The sequence below is a fragment of the Achromobacter sp. FW305-C-28 genome, assembly GCF_058783235.1.
In genome coordinates, this window is record NZ_JBYSYL010000001.1 from 455,570 (window position 1) to 473,284 (window position 17,715).

Below are 17,715 nucleotides of genomic sequence, written 5' to 3' on the forward strand. Positions count from 1 at the left end.
GGCGGGGCGGGCGCTCAGTCCGTCCCGCGCTCGAACACCTCGACCACGCGAAAGCGTTCGCACACCAGCATCATGTCGGGCGCATAGCCGCCATGGCGGCCGAAGTACGCAATGTGCTCGGACCGCCAGACCTCGTACGGACCTTCGCCCTCGGCGAGCGCAAACGCTTCGTCCACCTGGTCAAAGCGCTGCATCAGCACGCTGGTGGTCTCGATGACGCAGGCCGGGCGGCCGCGGCCATCCAGCACCACATCGCGTCGGCCCGCTTCCGGGACCGGCTCTTTCTCGGTGAAGTCACGCAGCGCGCCGCAGGTCGCCGTCTTGGCGCCCGACAGCACCAGCGCCAGCAGTTCATCGGCCAGTTCAGGCGAATCGCCGAACTGGAAGGTCACGGCGTTTTCGTAAGGGGCGGGCGGTTTCACGCGGGCGGTGTCCATTGCAGTATCAGCTCCTGACCCATTGCGGGGTCCGAGATTGAGGGGGAGCCCGTCTCGATGCGTCCGGCCAGGCGGCGCACGAAGCCGGGTTCGTCATCGGCGTGCACGCTGAAATCGTACCAACCGCCGCTGGGCGCCAGGTCCCAGTCCACGAGGGTCTCGGCGCCCGCGGGCAATGCGGCGTCGGCGCGGCCAGGGTAGCCGTAGGCATTGGCCTGGATGCGCACCCCGCGGGCTTGGCCGCCCGGGTTGCGCAGCGTCAGGCGCAGCCGCGGGCCGGCCGCCTCGTAGAGGGCTTCAACCATCAAGGGCGCGGCGTCGGCTTGCAGACGGCCCGCGACGTGGCGGTGAAAGCCGTTGGGGCCCAGCACCCACAGGTCATAGCGGCCCTGATCGGCGGTGGTGGGCCAGACGCCCTCGAGCTGCTTGCCGGCTTCGACGGTATAGCGGCGCGGCCCGGCTTCCAGATGCAGCCGGTCATAGACGTGCAGCACCGCGCCGGCCGTGCCGGTGTTGTCGAAACGCAGCGCGATGCCATCGCCGTCGGCGCGCACCTGCATCGACAGCGCATAGGGCAGGGCGCGGGATGGCCGCGTGCCGCCTTGCTGGCGCGCCAGCCCGGGCTTGTCGGGCGCGGGCGGCGTGATGGTGCCGGGCAGCGCCGCGGCCTGGGCTGCTCGGTCGGCGGTGGCCGGCAGGCCGCGCAGCCGGTCGGCGTCGTCGGGCATGGCGAAGTCGAAGATCGACGTCAGGTCGCCGCAGACCGCCCGACGCCAGGGCGAGATATTGGTTTCGGCCACGCCGAAGCGGCGCTCGACGAAGCGCAGCACCGAGGTGTGGTCGAACACTTCCGAATTGACCCAGCCGCCCTTGGTCCAGGGCGACAGCACGTACATCGGCACGCGCGGGCCCAGGCCGTAGGTGCCGTGCCGGTGGGCGGCGGTGTCGTCTTTTTCGACCCCCGTCACGATCTCGTGGTATTCGCCGGCGGTATCCACGGTGGACGCGCCCGCCAGTGTGCCATCGGCTCGGCGGGTGGGCGGCGCCGGCGGCGGCATGTGATCGAAGAAGCCGTCGTTCTCATCGAACATCAGCAACAGGACGGTCTTGCTCCAGACGTCGGGATTGGCGGTCAGCGCGTCCAGCACGTGCGCGGTGTAGTCCGCTCCTTGGGCCGGGCTTGACGGGCTGGGGTGTTCCGAGCCGGCCTTGGTGGCGCAGATCCACGACACCTGGGGCAGCTTGTCGTCCAGCACGTCCTGGCGCAGCAGGTCCAGATCGCGGGTGGTCAGCGCCTTGTCCTTCAGCGCTGACAGCGAGCCCGGCAAGCCTTGGTGGGCGTCGCGATAGGCCTTGAAGCCGGCGGTGGGATTGAGCGAATAGTTGTCCGCCATGTTCTGGTAGATGCGCCAGCTGATGCCGGCGCGTTCCAGGCGTTCGGGGTAGGTCGTCCAGGTGTAGGCGCCCGCCGGATCACCGCCGCCCAGCTTGTTGTACAGATTGCCCAGCGCCGGGCCGTTGCCGCGGCCCAGGCCATCGTTGGTGCCGCTCCAGACGAACAGCCGGTTGGTGTTGGTGCCGCCGGTGAACGAACAGTGATAGGCGTCGCACACGGTGAAGGCCCGCGCCATGGCGTACTGGAAAGGCATGTCGCTTTCCGTGAAGTACGCCATCGAATGGTTCTTCTTGGCGGCCGGCCATTGGCCCATGCGGCCGGCATCCCAGGCATCCTGCGCGTTGGACCAGGTGTGGGGCGTGCTGGCGACCCGCATCGTCTCGTAGGCCTCGCGGGTGTCCAGGTGAAACGGCAGCACGCTGCGCGGCGCGCCTTCGTCGGGGCGGCCGTTGTATTGGGCCCAGACGGTGCGATGCGTGAAATCCGGGCTGTCCGGTACCGGAATGGGGAAGCGGTCACCAAAGCCGCGCACCCCCGCCAGACCGCCGAAATAATGGTCGAACGACCGGTTCTCCTGCATGAAGATGACGATGTGCTCGACGTCTTCGATCGTGCCCTTGCGGCGGTTCGCAGGGATGGCCAGCGCGCGGCGGATGGAGGCGGGCAGCAGCGCCAGGGCGCTGCCAGCGCCGGCGACCGCGGCGCTGCCGCGCAGGAACTCGCGTCGGGATTGCATGCGGGATAGTCCTTGATGCTGCGGTTTGCGTTCCATGCGGCGCTGCCCGCGCGGGGCGGGCAGCAGGGCGGATCCGGGAAAGCGTCGCGGCTTACTTGCCGCGGGTGCTTTCCGCGTAGTCCATGTACAGTTTGTGTGCGCGGCGGGCCATGGGGCCGTATTCCAGCTTGCGGTCTTCGACGCGGTTCACGTGCACCACCTTGCCGTAGTTGCCGGACGAGAATACTTCGTCGGCCGCCTCGATGTCGGCGCGCGTCAGGCTGCGTTCCTGCACCTCCACGCCATCGGCCTTCAGCAGGGCCAGCACGCGGCGCCGGGTGATGCCGTTCAGGAAGGTGCCGTTGTCCACGGGCGTGGACACCACGCCGTCCTTGGCGATCCAGAGGTTGCTGGACGCGAACTCGGCCACGTTGCCGTCGCCATCCAGCATGATGGCGTTGTCAAAGCCCTTGTCCATCGCTTCGCGGATGGCGCGCTGGCCGTTGGGGTACAGGCACGAGGCCTTGGCGTCGGTGGGCGCCATGTTGGGCCAGGACCGCGCAAAGCTGGAGAAGCAGGCGGCGAACCCTTGCTCGCCCGGCATCGGCACCTTGAACACGTGCAGCACGAACTGGGTCTTGTCCGCGTCGGGCAGCAGGAAGCCGTCGGCGCAGAAGAACATGGGCTTGATGTAGAGCTCGGTGCCTTCGGGGAACTTGGCCACGGCCTGCAGGCACAGCGCCTGGATTTCCTGCCAGCCGAGCTGGGGCTTCATCAGCATCTTTTCGGCCGAGCGGATCACGCGTTGGCAGTGCAGGTCCAGGTCGGGCGTCAGGCCGCGGAATGCGCGCGCGCCGTCGAAGACCATGCTGGCCATCCAGAAGGCGTGGTCGGCGGGGCCGAGCAGTTTGGGGTTTTCGGAGGTCCAGTGACCGTTGTGCCAGAACAAGGCGTCCATGGTGTGCTTCCTTTGCTTGTCTCGTCGTGGCGCTGTTTACGCGCCGAAACGTCAGGATACATGAGCGCGCTGACTCATTCCTTGTCGAGCGCCGCCTGCACGCGCTGCGCCGCGTCCTCGGGCAGCCATTGCCGCCAGACCGGGCCGTACTGCTTGAGGAAATAGCGCGCGGCTTCCTCGGGTTCCTTGCCTTCGGTTTCCAGCCAGCCCAGGGTGGCGTCGATAGCGTCGCTGGGCACCGTCAGTTTGGCCAGGAACGCGGCCAGTTGCGGCGCTTCCTTGACGAAGGCGGCATTCACGCCGGTCACTACGGGGTTGGGCTTGAATTCGGTGGCGACCGGCTTGGCGCATTTGGGGTCCGTCAGGCAGGTATACGCCGCCTGGTCGAAGGCGGGCAGTTCCAGCTTGACCAGGTCCAGCGCACCGACCAGCGCGGTGGGGGTCCAGTAATAGAAGACGATGTCGCGCTTGCGCTTGTAGGCGGACATGATAGCGGCCTTCTGCGCGGCGCCCGAACCGGGCGCGAACAGGCTGTAGTCGCGGTCCAGGTCCAGCGCGCGCAGCAGGTTGTCGTTCAGCGTGCCGCAGGCCCAGCCGGCGGGGCAACCGTAGATGCGGCCTCGGCCGGGGTCTTCGGGGTCGGCGAACACCTCTTTGAAGCGGGCCAGGTCGGCGGCCGATTTCAGGTCGGGATGGCGCTGCACGGTGTAGCGCGGCACGTACCAGCCTTCGCCCGCGTCATAGACATGGCCCAGGCCCAGCACGCGGCCGCTGGCCAGCGCTTTTTTCCAGGCGCCTTCGATCTGGCCGGGCCAGACTTCAGGGGTGACGTCCACGTCGCCGCGTTGCAGCGCCGCCAGCATCGGCAGCGTTTCGCCGATCTCGACCGATGTCTTGCAGCCGTAGCCGTGTTCCATCACATAGCGTTCGATGTTGGCCAGCACCAGGTTGGATTCCCAGTTCAGGCCGCTGAATCGCACCGGGCGGTTCACTTCGCAGGTGGGGCCGGCGGCCTGGGCCGGGGCGGACATCAGCAGGGCGGCGGTCAGCGCCAGGGCGCCATGGACGGCGGCAAGCAATGGCTTCGTGCGCATGGTGGAGCACCTTTCGGGTTGCGTGCCGGCCATTGTAAACACGCCCGGCGCAGGCCCCATGAGAACGGGGCCGCATCAAGCGGCCCCGCGGGTCTGGCAATGCTGCACAGCGCGTCAGGCGCGGGCGGCGCGCCGCTTTTCGATGAAGGCGCTGATCTCGCCGACGATGCCGCGGCGGAACGCCAGCACGCAGATGACGAAGATCAGGCCGATCACGATGGTGACGGATTCGCCCAGGCGCAGGAACCAGTCCACGCCGGTCAGGTTGGCCATGAACTGGCCGAAATCGCCCACCTTGTTTTCCAGCAGCACCACGATGAAAGCGCCCAGGATCGGCCCGGTCAGCGTGCCCAGGCCGCCGATCAGCGTCATCAGGATGACCAGGCCCGACATCTGCCAGGTCGCATCGGACAGGGTGGCGGACACGAACACCAGCGTCTTGGTGGCGCCGGCCAGGCCCGCGATGGCGGCCGACAGCACGAAGGCCAGCAGCTTGAAGCGGTCCACGTCGTAGCCCAGCGACACCGCGCGCGGCTCGTTTTCACGCAGTGCTTGCAGCACCTGGCCGAACGGCGAATGCACCGTGCGCCAGATGATGAAGTAGCCGATGATGAACACGCCCATCACCAGGTAGTACAGGTTCAGGTCCTTGGACAGGTCGATCAGACCCAGCAGGGTGCCGCGCGGCACGCTTTGCAGGCCGTCTTCGCCGCCGGTGAACTTGGCCTGCAGGAAGAAGAAGAACACCATCTGCGCCAGCGCCAGCGTGATCATCGCGAAGTAGATGCCGCTGCGGCGGATGGCCAGGGCGCCCATCGCCAGGCCCAGCAAGGCGGCCACCGCCACGCCGAACAGCAGGCCGATCTCGGTGGGGACGCCCCAGACCTTCAGCGCGTGGCCGGTGGCGTAGGCGGCGCTGCCCAGGAAGGCCGCGTGCCCGAACGACAAGAGGCCTGTGAAGCCCAGCAGCAGGTTGAAGGCGCAGGCGAACAGGGCATAGCACATGATCTTCATGGCGAAGATCGGATACACCCCGACGAAAGGAAGAATGGCCACCACGACGGCCAGGACCGCATAGCCCAGGAATTGACGGTTCATTTCTCTTTTCCGAACAGCCCGGCCGGGCGGATCAACAGAACAATGGCCATGATGATGAACACGACCGTGCTGGATGCTTCGGGCCAGAACACTTTGGTCAGGCCTTCGACTACGCCCAGGCCCAGCCCGGTGACGATGGCGCCCATGATGGACCCCATGCCGCCGATCACGACCACTGCGAATACGACAATGATGAGGTTTGACCCCATCAGCGGGGAAATCTGCAGCACCGGCGCCGCCAGCACCCCGGCAAAGCCGGCCAGCGCCACGCCGAAGCCGTAGGTCAGCGTGATCATGCGCGGCACGTTCACGCCGAAGGCCTCGACCAGCCGCGGATTCTCGGTGCCGGCGCGCAACAAGGCGCCCAGGCGGGTGCGTTCGATCACGAACCAGGTCGCCAGGCAGACCACCACCGACGCCACCACGACCCAGCCGCGGTAGTTGGGCAACACCATGAAGCCCAGGTTGGTGGCCCCGCGCAGCGCGTCAGGCGTGGGGTAGGGCTGGCCCGATACGCCGTAGAAGCTGCGGAACAGCCCCTCGATCAGCAGCGTCAGCCCGAAGGTCAGCAGCAGGCCGTACAGGTGATCCAGCTTGTACAGGTGCTTGAGCAACAGTTTTTCTATCAGGATGCCGAACAGCCCGACGACCAGCGGCGCCAGGATCAGCATGACCCAGTAGTTCAACCCCAGGTACGACAGCCCCATCCAGGCCAGGAACGCGCCCAGCATGTAGAGCGCACCGTGCGCGAAGTTGATGACGTTCAGCAGTCCGAAGATAACGGCCAGGCCGAGCGACAGCATGGCATAGAAGGAACCATTGACCAGGCCCAGCAGCAGCTGTCCGAACAAGGCCTGTATGGGGATGCCGAAAATATCAGTCATCTTGTGAAAATCCTGCGCGTACGGGGGTAAGCGGGCAAATTCAAGATGCGATCCGGCCGGGTGGGTCGGATCGCATCATGGGGGCACATGGGTGGGATTTACTTCTTGACCAGCTTGCAGGTCGACTCGGACAGCTTGGTGTAGACCTCGTCGCCCGGCAGCGTGGCGACCACCTTGTAGTAGTCCCACGGGCCCTTCGATTCGGCCGGCGTCTTGACCTGCATCAGGTACATGTCGTGAATCATGCGGCCGTCTTCGCGCACGTAGCCGCCCTGGGTGAAGAAGTCGTTGATCTTGTTGGACTTCATCCACTTCATCAGGGTGTCGGCGTCATCGGTGCCGGTGGCCTTCACGCCGTTCAGGTAGAACGTGACCGACGAGTAGTCGCCTGCCTGCAGCATGGAGGGCTTGCGGCCGACCTTGGCTTCGAACTTCTTGGCCCAGGCGCGCGAGGCGTCGGATTGGTCCCAGTACCAGCCGTCGGTCAGGTACATGCCCTTGGTGGCTTCCAGGCCCAGCGAGTGCACGTCGTTGATGAACACCAGCAGGCCGGCCATCTTCATCGTCTTGGTCACGCCGAATTCATTGGCGGCCTTGATGGTGTTGATGGTGTCGCCGCCCGCGTTGGCCATGCCCAGGATCTGCGCCTTGGACGCTTGCGCCTGCAGCAGGAACGAGGAGAAGTCGGAGGCGCCCAGCGGTGCCCGCACCTGGCCCTTGACCTCGCCGCCGGCGGCTTTCACCACGGCCATCGTGTCGCGTTCCAGCGCGTGGCCGAAGGCGTAGTCGGCCGTCAGGAAGAACCAGCTCTTGCCGCCGTCCTTCACCACGGCCGAACCGGTCCCGCGCGCCAGCGCCACGGTGTCGTAGGCGTAGTGCACGGTGTAGGGCGAACACTGCGCGTTGGTCAGGTCTGACGCGCCCGCGCCGATGGCGATGAAGGGCTTTTTCTTCTCGGCCGCCACGGCGGCCATCGCCAGGCTGGTCGCGGAGTTCGTGCCGGCGATGATGACGTCGACCTTCTGCTGGTCGAACCATTCGCGCGCACGGGCCGAGGCCACGTCGGCCTTGTTCTGGTGGTCTGCCGACAGCACTTCGATCTTCTTGCCGTTGACCGAGCCGCCGAAGTCCTCGATGGCCATGCGGATCGCGTCCAGGCCGGCCTTGCCGTCGATGTCGGAATACACGCCCGACATGTCGGTGATGAAGCCGATGCGGATGACATCGTCGGAGATGCCTTGCGCCGCGGCGGGTGCCGCGGCAAATCCCAGGCCCGCCATGGCCAGTGCAGCAGTGATGGTGTGCAGCTTCATGGGATGACTCCTCTTCCCTTCGGTGTGTGTGCCGGGATGCCCGGCGGGTGACACAGGTTATGTCGGGCGATAGCCCTTTAGACGCCCAACAGTTCGTTGAGCGTGTCCTGTTTTTCTGAAAGTTCCGACGCCTCGAAATGCTCGACGATCTGGCCGTGCTCCATGACATAGAAGCGATCGGCCAGCGGCGCCGCGAAGCGGAAATTCTGCTCGACCATGACGATGGTGTAGCCGCGCTGCTTGAGCGCGGTGATCATGCGGGCCAGCGCCTGCACGATAACGGGGGCCAGGCCCTCCGAAATCTCGTCCAGCAGCAGGAGGTTGGCGCCGGTGCGCAGGATGCGCGCCACCGCCAGCATCTGTTGTTCGCCGCCCGACAGGCGCGTGCCGGGCGAGTGCCGGCGTTCCTGCAGGTTAGGGAACATGTCGTAGATTTCGGCCAGCGACATGCCGCCGCCCAGCGACCCCACGACGGGGGGCAGCAGCAGGTTTTCTTCGCAGGACAGGCTGGCGAAGATGCCGCGTTCTTCTGGGCAATAGCCCACGCCCAGGTGGGCGATCTTGTAGGTGGGCAGGTCGATGGCTTCGGTGCCGTGGATGCGCACCGAGCCCTTGCGGGAACCGGTCAGACCCAGGATGGCGCGCAGCGTGGTGGTGCGGCCGGCGCCGTTGCGGCCCAGCAGCGTCACGACCTCGCCCTGCGCCACTCGCATATCCACGCCGTGCAGGATATGCGACTCCCCGTACCAGGCCTGCAGGCCCGAGATTTCCAGTGCCGGGGTGCTCATGCGTGCGCTCCTTGGAGTTCGCCGTCGGTGGTGCCCATGTAGGCCTGCATCACGGCCGGATGGCGCGAGACGTCGGCATAGGAACCTTCGGCCAGCACGGCGCCGCGCGCCAGCACGGTAATGGTATTGGCGATGGACGACACGACATTCATGTTGTGTTCGACCATCAGGATGGTGCGGCCGGCGCTGACGCGCTTGATCAACTGCGTGACGCGGTCGACGTCTTCGTGGCCCATGCCCTGCGTGGGTTCGTCCAGCAGCATCAGCTCGGGTTCCATCGCCAGCGTGGTGGCGATTTCGAGCGCGCGCTTGCGGCCGTACGGCAGGTTCACGGTCGTCTCGTTGGCAAACGCCCCCAGGTCGACTTGCTCGAGCAGTTCGCGCGCCGGTTCGTTCAGTTCGGCCAGCCGCTTGTCGCTGCGCCAGAAGTGAAACGACACGCCGGTCTTGCGTTGCAACCCGATGCGCACGTTCTCAAGCACGGTCAGGTGCGGGAACACCGCGGAAATCTGGAATGAACGGATCACCCCGCGCCGCGCGATCTGCGCGGGGCGCTCGCCGGTGATGTCGATGCCGTTGAACTTGATGGTCCCCGAGGTGGGGGCAAGGAATTTGGTCAGCAGGTTGAAGCATGTGGTCTTGCCCGCGCCGTTCGGCCCGATCAAGGCATGAATCTCGCCTCGCTTGATACGCAAATCGACCCCATTGACCGCGACAAAACCGCGGAATTCCTTGGTGAGGCCTTTTGTCTCCAGGATCGTGTCGTCCATGTCCGCTGCACCGGCGTTGTATTTATATGTGGACTCTGCCCGGCGTTATGCGCAGGGCCCCCGCGGGGTTATGAAAACCGTGTATTCACGCAGTTTTCTACAAGAGTTGCCGGCGAGTATGCGCACCTCCGGATCAAAATTCCATGAGGGTTTGTCATAGGTTTTGCAGTGCGGAAAGGTGAATTGTCGGGTGGCGGACAATTGCCGAATCCATTGGGCGAAAACCCTATATGCGGACGCAATGCATTGCAGCAAATTCGCATTGATCGTCATCAATCCGTCATCACCGCGCGCATCGGGGAAAACCCGGTTTTGCTCGGTGCGCGGCGCCGGCCCATATTGCCCGGCGTTTGATGAATACCGGATCAGGCCGGTGTTTTATCTTTGAATTCGCACAGGTCGGAAATACCGCATTGCGGGCATTTCGGTTTGCGCGCCACGCATACGTAGCGGCCTTGCAGGATCAGCCAGTGATGGGCGTCCTGCATATATTCACGGGGCACGAATTTCTCGAGCTTCAATTCGACTTCCAGCACGTTCTTGCCGGGGGCGATGCCGGTACGGTTCGACACCCGGAAAATGTGCGTGTCCACCGCCATGGTGGGCTGGCCGAACGCGGTGTTGAGCACCACGTTGGCGGTCTTGCGGCCCACGCCCGGCAGGGCCTCGAGCGCCTCGCGCGTCTGCGGCACTTCGCCGCCGTGCTGCTCGATCAGGAGGCGGCACGTCGCGATTGCGTTCTTGGCCTTGGTGCGGAACAGGCCGATCGTCTTGATGTAGTCCGACAGGCCTTCCTCGCCCAGCGCCAGCAAGGCTTGCGGCGTGCCGTAGCGCGGGAAGAACTTGCGGGTGGCGATGTTCACCGACTTGTCGGTGGCCTGGGCCGACAGCAGCACCGCGATCAGCAGCTGGAATGGTGTTTCGTATTCCAGTTCGGTGGTGGGGTGCGGATTGGCCGCCTGCAGGCGGGCGAAGATCTCTCGGCGTTTGGCGGCGTTCATGGGCGCGGGGTGTTGCGGCGGGCCCGGGCGCGGGCCAGGGCGGATTCAATGGCGGCGCGCTTGCGGTCGTCATCCTGGGCGGCGTCGGCCGCAGCGGCAGGCGCCGGCGCGCTGGCGGGTTCCGGGGCCATCAGGCGCGCGTTGTCGGCGGCCAGGCGCTCGATGCGCGCCTGGTGGTGCCGGTGGCGTTGACGGCCGGCCGCGGCGTCTTCGGCGGTCCAGGCGCGGCCCGCGGGCACCATCTGGATGCAATCGACCGGACAGGGCGCCACGCACAGGTCGCAGCCGGTGCACCAGTCCGCCAGCACGGTATGCATGTGCTTGTTGGCGCCGACGATGGCATCGACCGGACAGGCCTGGATGCACAGCGTACAGCCGATGCAATGCGCTTCGTCGATGCGGGCGACCAGCAGCGGCCCCGGCTCGCCGCGGGTCAGGTCCAGCGGCAGCAGCGGGGTGTCCAGCAGGCTGGCCAACGCGGCAATGCCTTCGTCGCCGCCCGGCGGGCAGCGGTTGATGGGGGCTGTGCCCTCGGCGATGGCATCGGCATAGGGCCGGCAGCCGTCATACCCGCACTTGGTGCATTGCGTCTGGGGCAGCAAGGCATCGATGCGGTCGGCTAGTGAGCGACAGGACATGGCGGGCGATGAAAAAGAAGAGGGGGCCGCTCGGGCCCCCGTGGGAAAGCGGCGCGCAGAGGCGGTCAGGCCGACTGCCGGATGAATTCCGCGATTTTAGGACAGATCATTTCGCGCCACCGGCGGCCCGAGAAGATGCCGTAGTGGCCGCAGTTGGGGGCGGTGTAGTGCGACTTGCGCTCGGCCGGGATGTTCTTGCACAGCTTGATGGCCGCCCGGGTCTGGCCCTGGCCGGAAATGTCGTCCAGTTCGCCTTCGATGGTGAAGAGCGCGACCTGCTTGATGTCGGCCGGACGCACCAGCTGGCCGTCGACTTCCCAGGTGCCGCCGGGCAACGCGAATTCCTGGAACACCATGCGGATGGTGTCCAGGTAGAACTCGGCCGGCATGTCCAGCACCGCGTTGTATTCGTCGTAGAAGCGGCGATGCGCCTCGGCGTCGTTGTCGTCGCCGCGCAGCAGGTCCAGGTAGAACTCGTAGTGCGACTTCATGTGGCGGTCGGGATTCATGGCCATGAACCCGGCGTGCTGCAGGAAGCCCGGGTAGACCTTGCGGCCCGACCCCGGGTAGCGCGGCGGCACCGGGTGGATGACCTGGTTCTCGAACCACGAATACGGCTTGGTGGTGGCCAGGCGGTTGACCTGCGTGGGCGACTGGCGCGGGTCGATGGGGCCGCCCATCATGACCATGCTGCGCGGTTGGCAGGGGTCGTTGGCGGACGCCATCAGCGACACGGCGGCCAGCACCGGCACGGTGGGCTGGCAGACCGAGATCACATGGACGTCGGGGCCCAGGTGCCGGATGAAATCCTGCACGTAGCGGACGTAGTCGTTCAGGTGGAACGGACCGGCCGACAGCGGCACCATGCGGGCGTCGACCCAGTCGGTCACGTAGATGTCGTGATTGGGCAGCAGGGCGCGCACGGTGTCGCGCAGCAGCGTGGCGTGGTGGCCCGACATGGGCGCCACCAGCAGCACCTTGGGGTCGCCCTGGGGCGTCTGGCGCACATCACGGTGAAAGTGCACCAGCCGGCAGAAAGGCTTGTCGAGCACGACCGATTCGGTCACCCGGACGGACTTGCCGTTGATCTCGGTGGCGGGCAGGTTCCAGGCGGGCTTCTGGTATTCCTTGCCGATGCGCGTCATCAGCTCGTAACCCGCGGCCATCTGGCGCGAGATCGGGGTGTAGGCGAGGGGACTGTAGGGACTGGAGAACAGCTGGGAACCGGCATCCGTGAAAGCAGCGAACGGAGTCAGGAAAGCGCGCTGCATTTCGTGCAATTGGTACAGCATTGGGGAAGTCCTTCTGGGTCGTGCGTGTGCCCCGATTATTGCGCCGGGGAGTAACGGTATTTCCAATTCATCTGACGAAAGCGTCCGAAAATCGGCTTTTGTGTTGCAAAAATGCGACCCGTCATCCCTTGCGCACCAGTTTAGGGCGGAAGCCGGTGGCGGCAATTGCCCCAAAAGGGGGAAATCCGGCCTAGCCCGGACGGGCCAGAAGCGCCTCCGGGCAGGGCCAGGGGTCACCAGTAGTTTTCCACCGCCAGGTTGCCGGGAATGCCGCGGCGGCCCGGCTTGAAGCCGCGTTCGCCCAGCAGCTTGCGTGCGTCGGCCAGCATGTCGGGGTTGCCGCAAAGCATGATCTTGGCCTGCTCCGGGTCCAGCGGCACGCCCGCCAGCTGTTCCAGGCCGCCGTCGGCGATCAGGGTGGTCAGGCGCGCCTGCGGCATGCCGGGCAGCGCTTCGCGGGTGGCGATCGGCAGGTAGATCAGCTTTTGCGGGTCGGCGGCGAACAGCTCGGACAGGGCCGGGTCGCGGCGCCAGCCTTCGATTTCATCGCGGTACGCCAGCTCAGCCGCGGTGCGCACGCCGTGCACCAGGATGATGCGGCGATAGGCGTGCCAGACGGTCGGATCGCGCAGGATCGACAGGTAGGCCGACAGGCCGGTGCCAGAGGCCAGCAGCCAGAGATCGCCGCCCGGGGCGAAGCGTTCCAGCGTCAAAAAGCCGTAGGGGGTTTTCTCGACGTACAGCGCGTCGCCCGGCTGCAGTCGCGCCATGCGGGGGCTGAACAGGCCTTCGGGCACCACGATGGAATAGAACTCCAGCCACGGCTGCTGCGGCGCCGACACCATCGAGTAGGCGCGCCACAGGGTGGGCGGGCCGTCGGGATCGTCAGCGCCGGGCAGACCGACCCGGGCGAACTGGCCCGGCTGGAACGTATACGCCTCGTCGCGCGTGACGCGCACGGAGAACAGCTTGTCGGGCACCCAGGTATGGACTTGGGTGACGGTCTGGCGCGTGTATTTGGAGTCGTCGGTCATCGGGGCATCACGCGTCGCGTGCCGGGGGCGGCCACGCGCTCGCGGATTATTTTTCCAGGTATTGCAGCTTGTCCTGCTTGCCGTTCCAGTCGTCGGCATCGGGCAGCGGCTTCTTGGCGCGGCTGATGCTGGCGAACTCGGGCGAGAGCTCGGCGTTCAGGGCGATGAAGTTCAGCTGGTCCTGCGGCACGTCTTCTTCGGCGTAGATCGCGTTGGCCGGGCATTCCGGGATGCAGACGGCGCAATCGATGCATTCGTCGGGGTCGATCACCAGGAAGTTCGGACCCTCACGAAAACAGTCCACCGGGCACACATCTACGCAATCGGTGTACTTGCACTTGATACAGTTTTCGGTGACGACGTGGGTCATTCAGGGACTCCGGGCAGGCGGCATTTGTGTTTTGTTGGGCCGATTTTACCCAATGCAGGGCCAAACCGCCGTGAATACCCGTGTTGACATCGTGGCACATTGGGGGAACAGGCCATCCCTTCGTGCTATGGTGTCGCGAAACGATACGCGCAATCATGATAATCACTTCGCTGCTCGACACCGATCTGTACAAATTCAGCATGATGCAAGTGGTGCTGCATCAGTTCCCCGCTGCTCAGGTCGAGTACCGTTACAAATGCCGCACGAAGGGCGCCAACCTGCGCCCCTACCTGGACGAAATCCGCGAAGAAGTGCACCAGCTGTGCCAGCTGCGCTTCACTGCCGACGAACTTAAATATCTGGGCGGCTTGCGCTTTATCAAAAGCGACTTTGTCGATTTCCTCGAACTGTTCCACCTGCCCGAGCGCTGCATCCACATCACCGAAGGCGACGCGCCCGGCGAGATCAGCATCGAGGTCAAGGGCCCGTGGCTGCACACGATCCTGTTCGAGATCCCCGTGCTGGCGATCGTCAACGAAGTCTATTTCCGCAACACCCGCAAGCATCCGGACTGGGAAGAAGGCCGCAAGCGCCTGCAGTCCAAGATGCACCTGGTGCTGGACGACCCCGCGCTGGCCGATTTCCGCGTGGCCGAATACGGCACCCGCCGGCGCTTCTCCAAGGTCTGGCACGAGGAAATCGTGTCCACCATGAAGGCCCAGATGGGGCCGCACTTCGCCGGCACCAGCAACGTGCTCCTGGCCAAGCAGCATGAAGTGCTGCCGCTGGGCACCATGGGCCACGAATACCTGCAGGCCTGCCAGGCATTGGGCCCGCGGCTGCGCGATTCGCAGGTCTTCGCCCTGGAAGTGTGGGCCAAGGAATACCGCGGCGACCTCGGCATTGCGCTGTCGGACGTCTACGGCATGGATGCCTTCCTGCGCGATTTCGACATGTATTTCTGCAAGCTGTTCGACGGTGCGCGCCACGATTCCGGCGATCCCTTCGTCTGGGGCGAAAGGCTGCTCGAACACTACCGCAAGAACCGCGTCGACCCGCGCGCCAAGACGCTGGTGTTCTCCGATTCGCTGACCTTCCCGCGCGCCATCGAACTGGCGCGCCAGTTCGCTGGCCGCTGCAAGGTGTCGTTCGGCATCGGCACCAACCTCACCAACGACCTGGGCCACGAACCCTTGCAGATCGTCATGAAGATGGTCCGCTGCAACGGCCAGCCCGTGGCCAAGGTGTCCGACGCGCCCGAAAAGACCATGTGCGACGATCCGGCCTACCTGGCCTATCTGCGCCAGGTCTTCCAGCTGCCGCCCGCCTGAGGCCGCGGCAGGGTAAAGTTCAGCATTCGCATTGTTCCAACCCGTCAACTCGTCACTAGGGGAATATTCATGAGCAGCATCAAGCGCTTCCACGTCGCCAAGCGCCTGTCGGACATGGCCGTTTACAACGGCGTCGCGTACCTGGCAGGCCAGGTGCCGGACGATGCCAAGCTGGACATCACCGGCCAGACCGAGCAAGTGCTCGCGACCATCGACCGACTGCTGGCCGAAGCCGGCACCGACAAGACCAAGATCCTGATGGCCCAGATCTACGTGGCCAACATGAAGGAATTCGATGGCATGAACAAGGCCTGGGACGCCTGGGTTGCCGACGGCAACTCGCCCCCGCGCGCCACGGTCGAGGCCCGCCTCGCCAATCCCGACTTCAAGGTCGAGATCGTCGTGACCGCCGCCGTCGCCTAACTAAGGAGGACCAAAATGAACATCATCTGGTATGTGCTCCGCCCGTTCTACCTGCTTGGTCTGGTGCTGGCTGTGCCGCTTTTCTTCATCGTGGCCAACCATGCCGGCAAGGATCTCGAGGTGTCGGTGCCGCTGCTGGTTGGCTGCCTCGGCTATTTCGTGCTCGGCTACCTGCTGCTGAAGACGTTGCCGAATTTCCTGCGCGGCCGCGTGCTCGCCCGCGTCGCCAATTTCAAGGCGAAGGGCTTCGCGCCGCAGTGGGAGGTCGTGTCGGTGATCTACAACCGCTACGTCGGCTTCGATCCGAAGACGCGCAAAGCGCTCTACGTCGATGTCAACGACGGCACCGAGACGTTCGTGGACTTCGACAACGTGAACGCTTGGGAGCTGGACGTCGAGAAGAACAAACCGGCGCTACTGAAGCTGCTGACGCGTGTGCCCGCATTGCCGGTTGTGGGTGTGCGTATCGACCGTCGGAAAGCCGACGAGTGCAAGGCAAACCTCGTCACGATTTTCGGCTGAGAGCAGGCCGTATAGGCAAACCTGTGGGCATGTGTTGCTGTGAGGCGACCATGTCCATTTTTGCATGGAGACTGATGGATGACTTTGAAAGCTGGTGCGATGCTGTTGGCCGTTGGCCTTGTACTCGCCGGCACTGCACGCGCTTCATGTCGAAAGCCCTCCTGCGCGCCGGAGGGCTTTTTCGCTTCTGCGCCGGTTGTGGCGCGGGCCGTGGCGTCGCTGCCGTTCAACGACGCAGCGGGCGCGCCGGCACGGGCTAGCCGGCGGTCAGCAGCAAGCCGGCCAGCAGGCCGCCGGCGTCCTCGCAGCGCGTCAGGTCGGCGGGCGCCACGGTCTTGGGGGCCGCGATCTGCTGCGGCGTCTGCGCGCCCAGGTTGACGATCAGCGGCGGCGCCGCCGCGCGCAAGCGCCAGCCGGTGCAGATGCGCTCGACCTGGCGGGCGGCGCCCGAGCCGTCGCTGCCGGCGCTGATCAGGCAGGCGTACGGCCGGCCCGCGACGTGTTCGAGCACGCCGTAGTAGCTGCGGTCGAAGAATTCCTTCATCTCCCCGCTCAGGCTGGCCAGGTTCTCGGGGGCGCAGAAGAGGAAGCCGTCGCTGGCCAGCACCTCGCCCATCACGGCGTCCCGGGCGGGGCGCAGGATCACTTCCAGCTCGTCCGGCTGCTCCAGCTGCGTGGCGGCTGCGGCGGCGCCCCGGGCGGCGGCCTCGGCCATCTGCCGGGCCGCGCCGGTGCGCGAATGCCAGACGATCAGCAGCTGTTTCACGGGTAGCGCCTCAGGGTGTCCTGGCGGTAATAGGCCTGCAGCAGGCCGAACCATTCGGGCAGGGCTTCGGACATGGGGTAGGGGTCAACGAAGAAGTGTTCGGAACTGACCGCGAAGAATTCGGCTTCGTCGGTCGCTGCGTACGGGTCGAGCGGCAGCTGGCCGTACCAGGCGTCGGCCGCCTCGCTTTCGGGGTCCACATCGTGCGGAATGGCCGCTTCCACGGCGTCCACGGCGGCAATGAAGCGGTCCAGGCTGTCGTCCAGGATGCGGCGCCAGTCGCGCGGCTTGAGGTCGCCGTGCGCCGCCAGCGACGGCATGCCGTCGGCAAAGCCCGATTGCAGGTCCAGCTTGTGCGCGAATTCGTGGATCACCACATTGAAGCCGCCTTCGGACAGCAACGCGTCTTCCCAGGACAGCACCAGCGGACCGCCTTCCCAGGCTTCGCCGGCCGCGTCCTCGACGTACTCGTGCATCACGCCGTCTTCGTCCAGGCGCTTGCGGGGGATGCGGAACCCGGCGGGGTAGACGATGATCTCGTCCCAGCCCTCGTACAGTTTGGGCGTCAGGTTCAGGATCGGCAGGCTGGCCTGGGCGGCAATCGACAGGCGCATGAAGTCGGTCACTTCCAGCCCCTGCGCACCGTTGATGGTCTTGCTGGCCAGCAGCCAGGCCGACCGGGCCAGCAACTGGGCGGTCTCATCAGCGTCCAGCGCCGCCAGGAACGGGTGGGTCTGCAGCACCTGCCGCCAGAGGTCGGGATCGATCCGGGCCTGCATTTCCGCCACCTCCGACGGGTTTGCTCCCCGGCCCTTGAGCCAGCGCAACATAAGCTTGGGTTCCTTCTATATATGTCCGGGCATCGCCGGAGTTTCGGTAGTTGTT

19 protein-coding genes are annotated in these 17,715 nt (G+C 65.6%); 3 read left to right on the plus strand and 16 right to left on the minus strand.

Features of this window, described 5'->3' with window-relative positions:
- Positions 1 to 14: 14 nt before the first annotated feature.
- From AC3WMR_RS02025 to fdxA, 14 genes are all read right to left on the minus strand, one after another.
- Complete coding sequence (locus tag AC3WMR_RS02025) at positions 15 to 437, minus strand: ASCH domain-containing protein (RefSeq protein WP_492262465.1); 423 nt, start codon at positions 435 to 437, stop codon at positions 15 to 17.
- On the minus strand, positions 419 to 2,569 hold the full coding sequence (locus tag AC3WMR_RS02030; RefSeq protein WP_492262466.1) for a phosphocholine-specific phospholipase C: 2,151 nt from the start codon (positions 2,567 to 2,569) through the stop codon (positions 419 to 421). Before AC3WMR_RS02030 ends, AC3WMR_RS02025 begins: the two co-directional genes overlap by 19 nt.
- A 91-nt stretch (positions 2,570 to 2,660) precedes the next feature.
- Positions 2,661 to 3,506: a branched-chain amino acid aminotransferase gene (locus AC3WMR_RS02035; RefSeq protein WP_492262467.1), complete on the minus strand. Its 846-nt coding sequence runs from the start codon at positions 3,504 to 3,506 to the stop codon at positions 2,661 to 2,663.
- A 74-nt stretch (positions 3,507 to 3,580) separates the two neighbouring features.
- Positions 3,581 to 4,600 carry an ABC transporter substrate-binding protein gene (locus AC3WMR_RS02040; RefSeq protein ID WP_492262468.1) on the minus strand — a complete coding sequence of 340 codons (1,020 nt, stop codon included), beginning with the start codon at positions 4,598 to 4,600 and terminating at the stop codon, positions 3,581 to 3,583.
- A 114-nt stretch (positions 4,601 to 4,714) separates the two neighbouring features.
- Positions 4,715 to 5,698: a branched-chain amino acid ABC transporter permease gene (locus tag AC3WMR_RS02045; protein WP_492262469.1), complete on the minus strand. Its 984-nt coding sequence runs from the start codon at positions 5,696 to 5,698 to the stop codon at positions 4,715 to 4,717.
- Positions 5,695 to 6,582, minus strand: coding sequence for a branched-chain amino acid ABC transporter permease (locus AC3WMR_RS02050; RefSeq protein ID WP_025137099.1), 888 nt, complete (start codon positions 6,580 to 6,582; stop codon positions 5,695 to 5,697). The genes AC3WMR_RS02045 and AC3WMR_RS02050 overlap by 4 nt, the downstream gene beginning before the upstream one ends.
- 98 nt (positions 6,583 to 6,680) lie before the next feature.
- Entirely contained in the window at positions 6,681 to 7,895 is a 1,215-nt protein-coding gene (locus AC3WMR_RS02055; protein WP_492262470.1) for an ABC transporter substrate-binding protein, read from the minus strand.
- A 77-nt stretch (positions 7,896 to 7,972) separates the two neighbouring features.
- Positions 7,973 to 8,683, minus strand: a complete 711-nt coding sequence (locus tag AC3WMR_RS02060; protein WP_025137101.1) for an ABC transporter ATP-binding protein — start codon at positions 8,681 to 8,683, stop codon at positions 7,973 to 7,975.
- On the minus strand, positions 8,680 to 9,453 hold the full coding sequence (locus AC3WMR_RS02065) for an ABC transporter ATP-binding protein (protein WP_492262471.1): 774 nt from the start codon (positions 9,451 to 9,453) through the stop codon (positions 8,680 to 8,682). Before AC3WMR_RS02065 ends, AC3WMR_RS02060 begins: the two co-directional genes overlap by 4 nt.
- 365 nt (positions 9,454 to 9,818) lie before the next feature.
- Positions 9,819 to 10,454, minus strand: coding sequence for an endonuclease III (gene nth, locus AC3WMR_RS02070; protein WP_175191008.1), 636 nt, complete (start codon positions 10,452 to 10,454; stop codon positions 9,819 to 9,821).
- The gene (rsxB, locus tag AC3WMR_RS02075) at positions 10,451 to 11,092 is read right to left on the minus strand and encodes an electron transport complex subunit RsxB (protein ID WP_175191009.1); all 642 of its coding nucleotides are present in this window, start codon (positions 11,090 to 11,092) and stop codon (positions 10,451 to 10,453) included. Before rsxB ends, nth begins: the two co-directional genes overlap by 4 nt.
- A gap of 65 nt (positions 11,093 to 11,157) precedes the next feature.
- Positions 11,158 to 12,384, minus strand: coding sequence for a polyhydroxyalkanoate depolymerase (locus tag AC3WMR_RS02080; RefSeq protein ID WP_492262472.1), 1,227 nt, complete (start codon positions 12,382 to 12,384; stop codon positions 11,158 to 11,160).
- A 233-nt stretch (positions 12,385 to 12,617) separates the two neighbouring features.
- On the minus strand, positions 12,618 to 13,418 hold the full coding sequence (locus AC3WMR_RS02085) for a ferredoxin--NADP reductase (RefSeq protein ID WP_492262473.1): 801 nt from the start codon (positions 13,416 to 13,418) through the stop codon (positions 12,618 to 12,620).
- A gap of 46 nt (positions 13,419 to 13,464) precedes the next feature.
- Complete coding sequence (gene fdxA / locus AC3WMR_RS02090) at positions 13,465 to 13,788, minus strand: ferredoxin FdxA (protein ID WP_006218015.1); 324 nt, start codon at positions 13,786 to 13,788, stop codon at positions 13,465 to 13,467.
- A gap of 155 nt (positions 13,789 to 13,943) precedes the next feature.
- Between fdxA and pncB the strand changes: the two genes are divergently transcribed.
- From pncB to AC3WMR_RS02105, 3 genes are all read left to right on the plus strand, one after another.
- Positions 13,944 to 15,119 (plus strand): nicotinate phosphoribosyltransferase, encoded by a 1,176-nt coding sequence (pncB, locus tag AC3WMR_RS02095; RefSeq protein WP_025137107.1) that lies wholly within the window; start codon positions 13,944 to 13,946, stop codon positions 15,117 to 15,119.
- Positions 15,120 to 15,188: 69 nt separating this feature from the next.
- Entirely contained in the window at positions 15,189 to 15,542 is a 354-nt protein-coding gene (locus AC3WMR_RS02100) for a RidA family protein (RefSeq protein WP_025137108.1), read from the plus strand.
- A 15-nt stretch (positions 15,543 to 15,557) separates the two neighbouring features.
- Positions 15,558 to 16,064 (plus strand): hypothetical protein, encoded by a 507-nt coding sequence (locus AC3WMR_RS02105; RefSeq protein ID WP_492262474.1) that lies wholly within the window; start codon positions 15,558 to 15,560, stop codon positions 16,062 to 16,064.
- 256 nt (positions 16,065 to 16,320) lie between these two features.
- On the opposite strand, the gene AC3WMR_RS02110 is transcribed toward AC3WMR_RS02105, so the two are convergent.
- Entirely contained in the window at positions 16,321 to 16,830 is a 510-nt protein-coding gene (locus AC3WMR_RS02110; RefSeq protein WP_492262475.1) for an NAD(P)H-dependent oxidoreductase, read from the minus strand.
- Positions 16,827 to 17,660: a M90 family metallopeptidase gene (locus AC3WMR_RS02115; RefSeq protein WP_025137110.1), complete on the minus strand. Its 834-nt coding sequence runs from the start codon at positions 17,658 to 17,660 to the stop codon at positions 16,827 to 16,829. Before AC3WMR_RS02115 ends, AC3WMR_RS02110 begins: the two co-directional genes overlap by 4 nt.
- Positions 17,661 to 17,715: the final 55 nt, after the last annotated feature.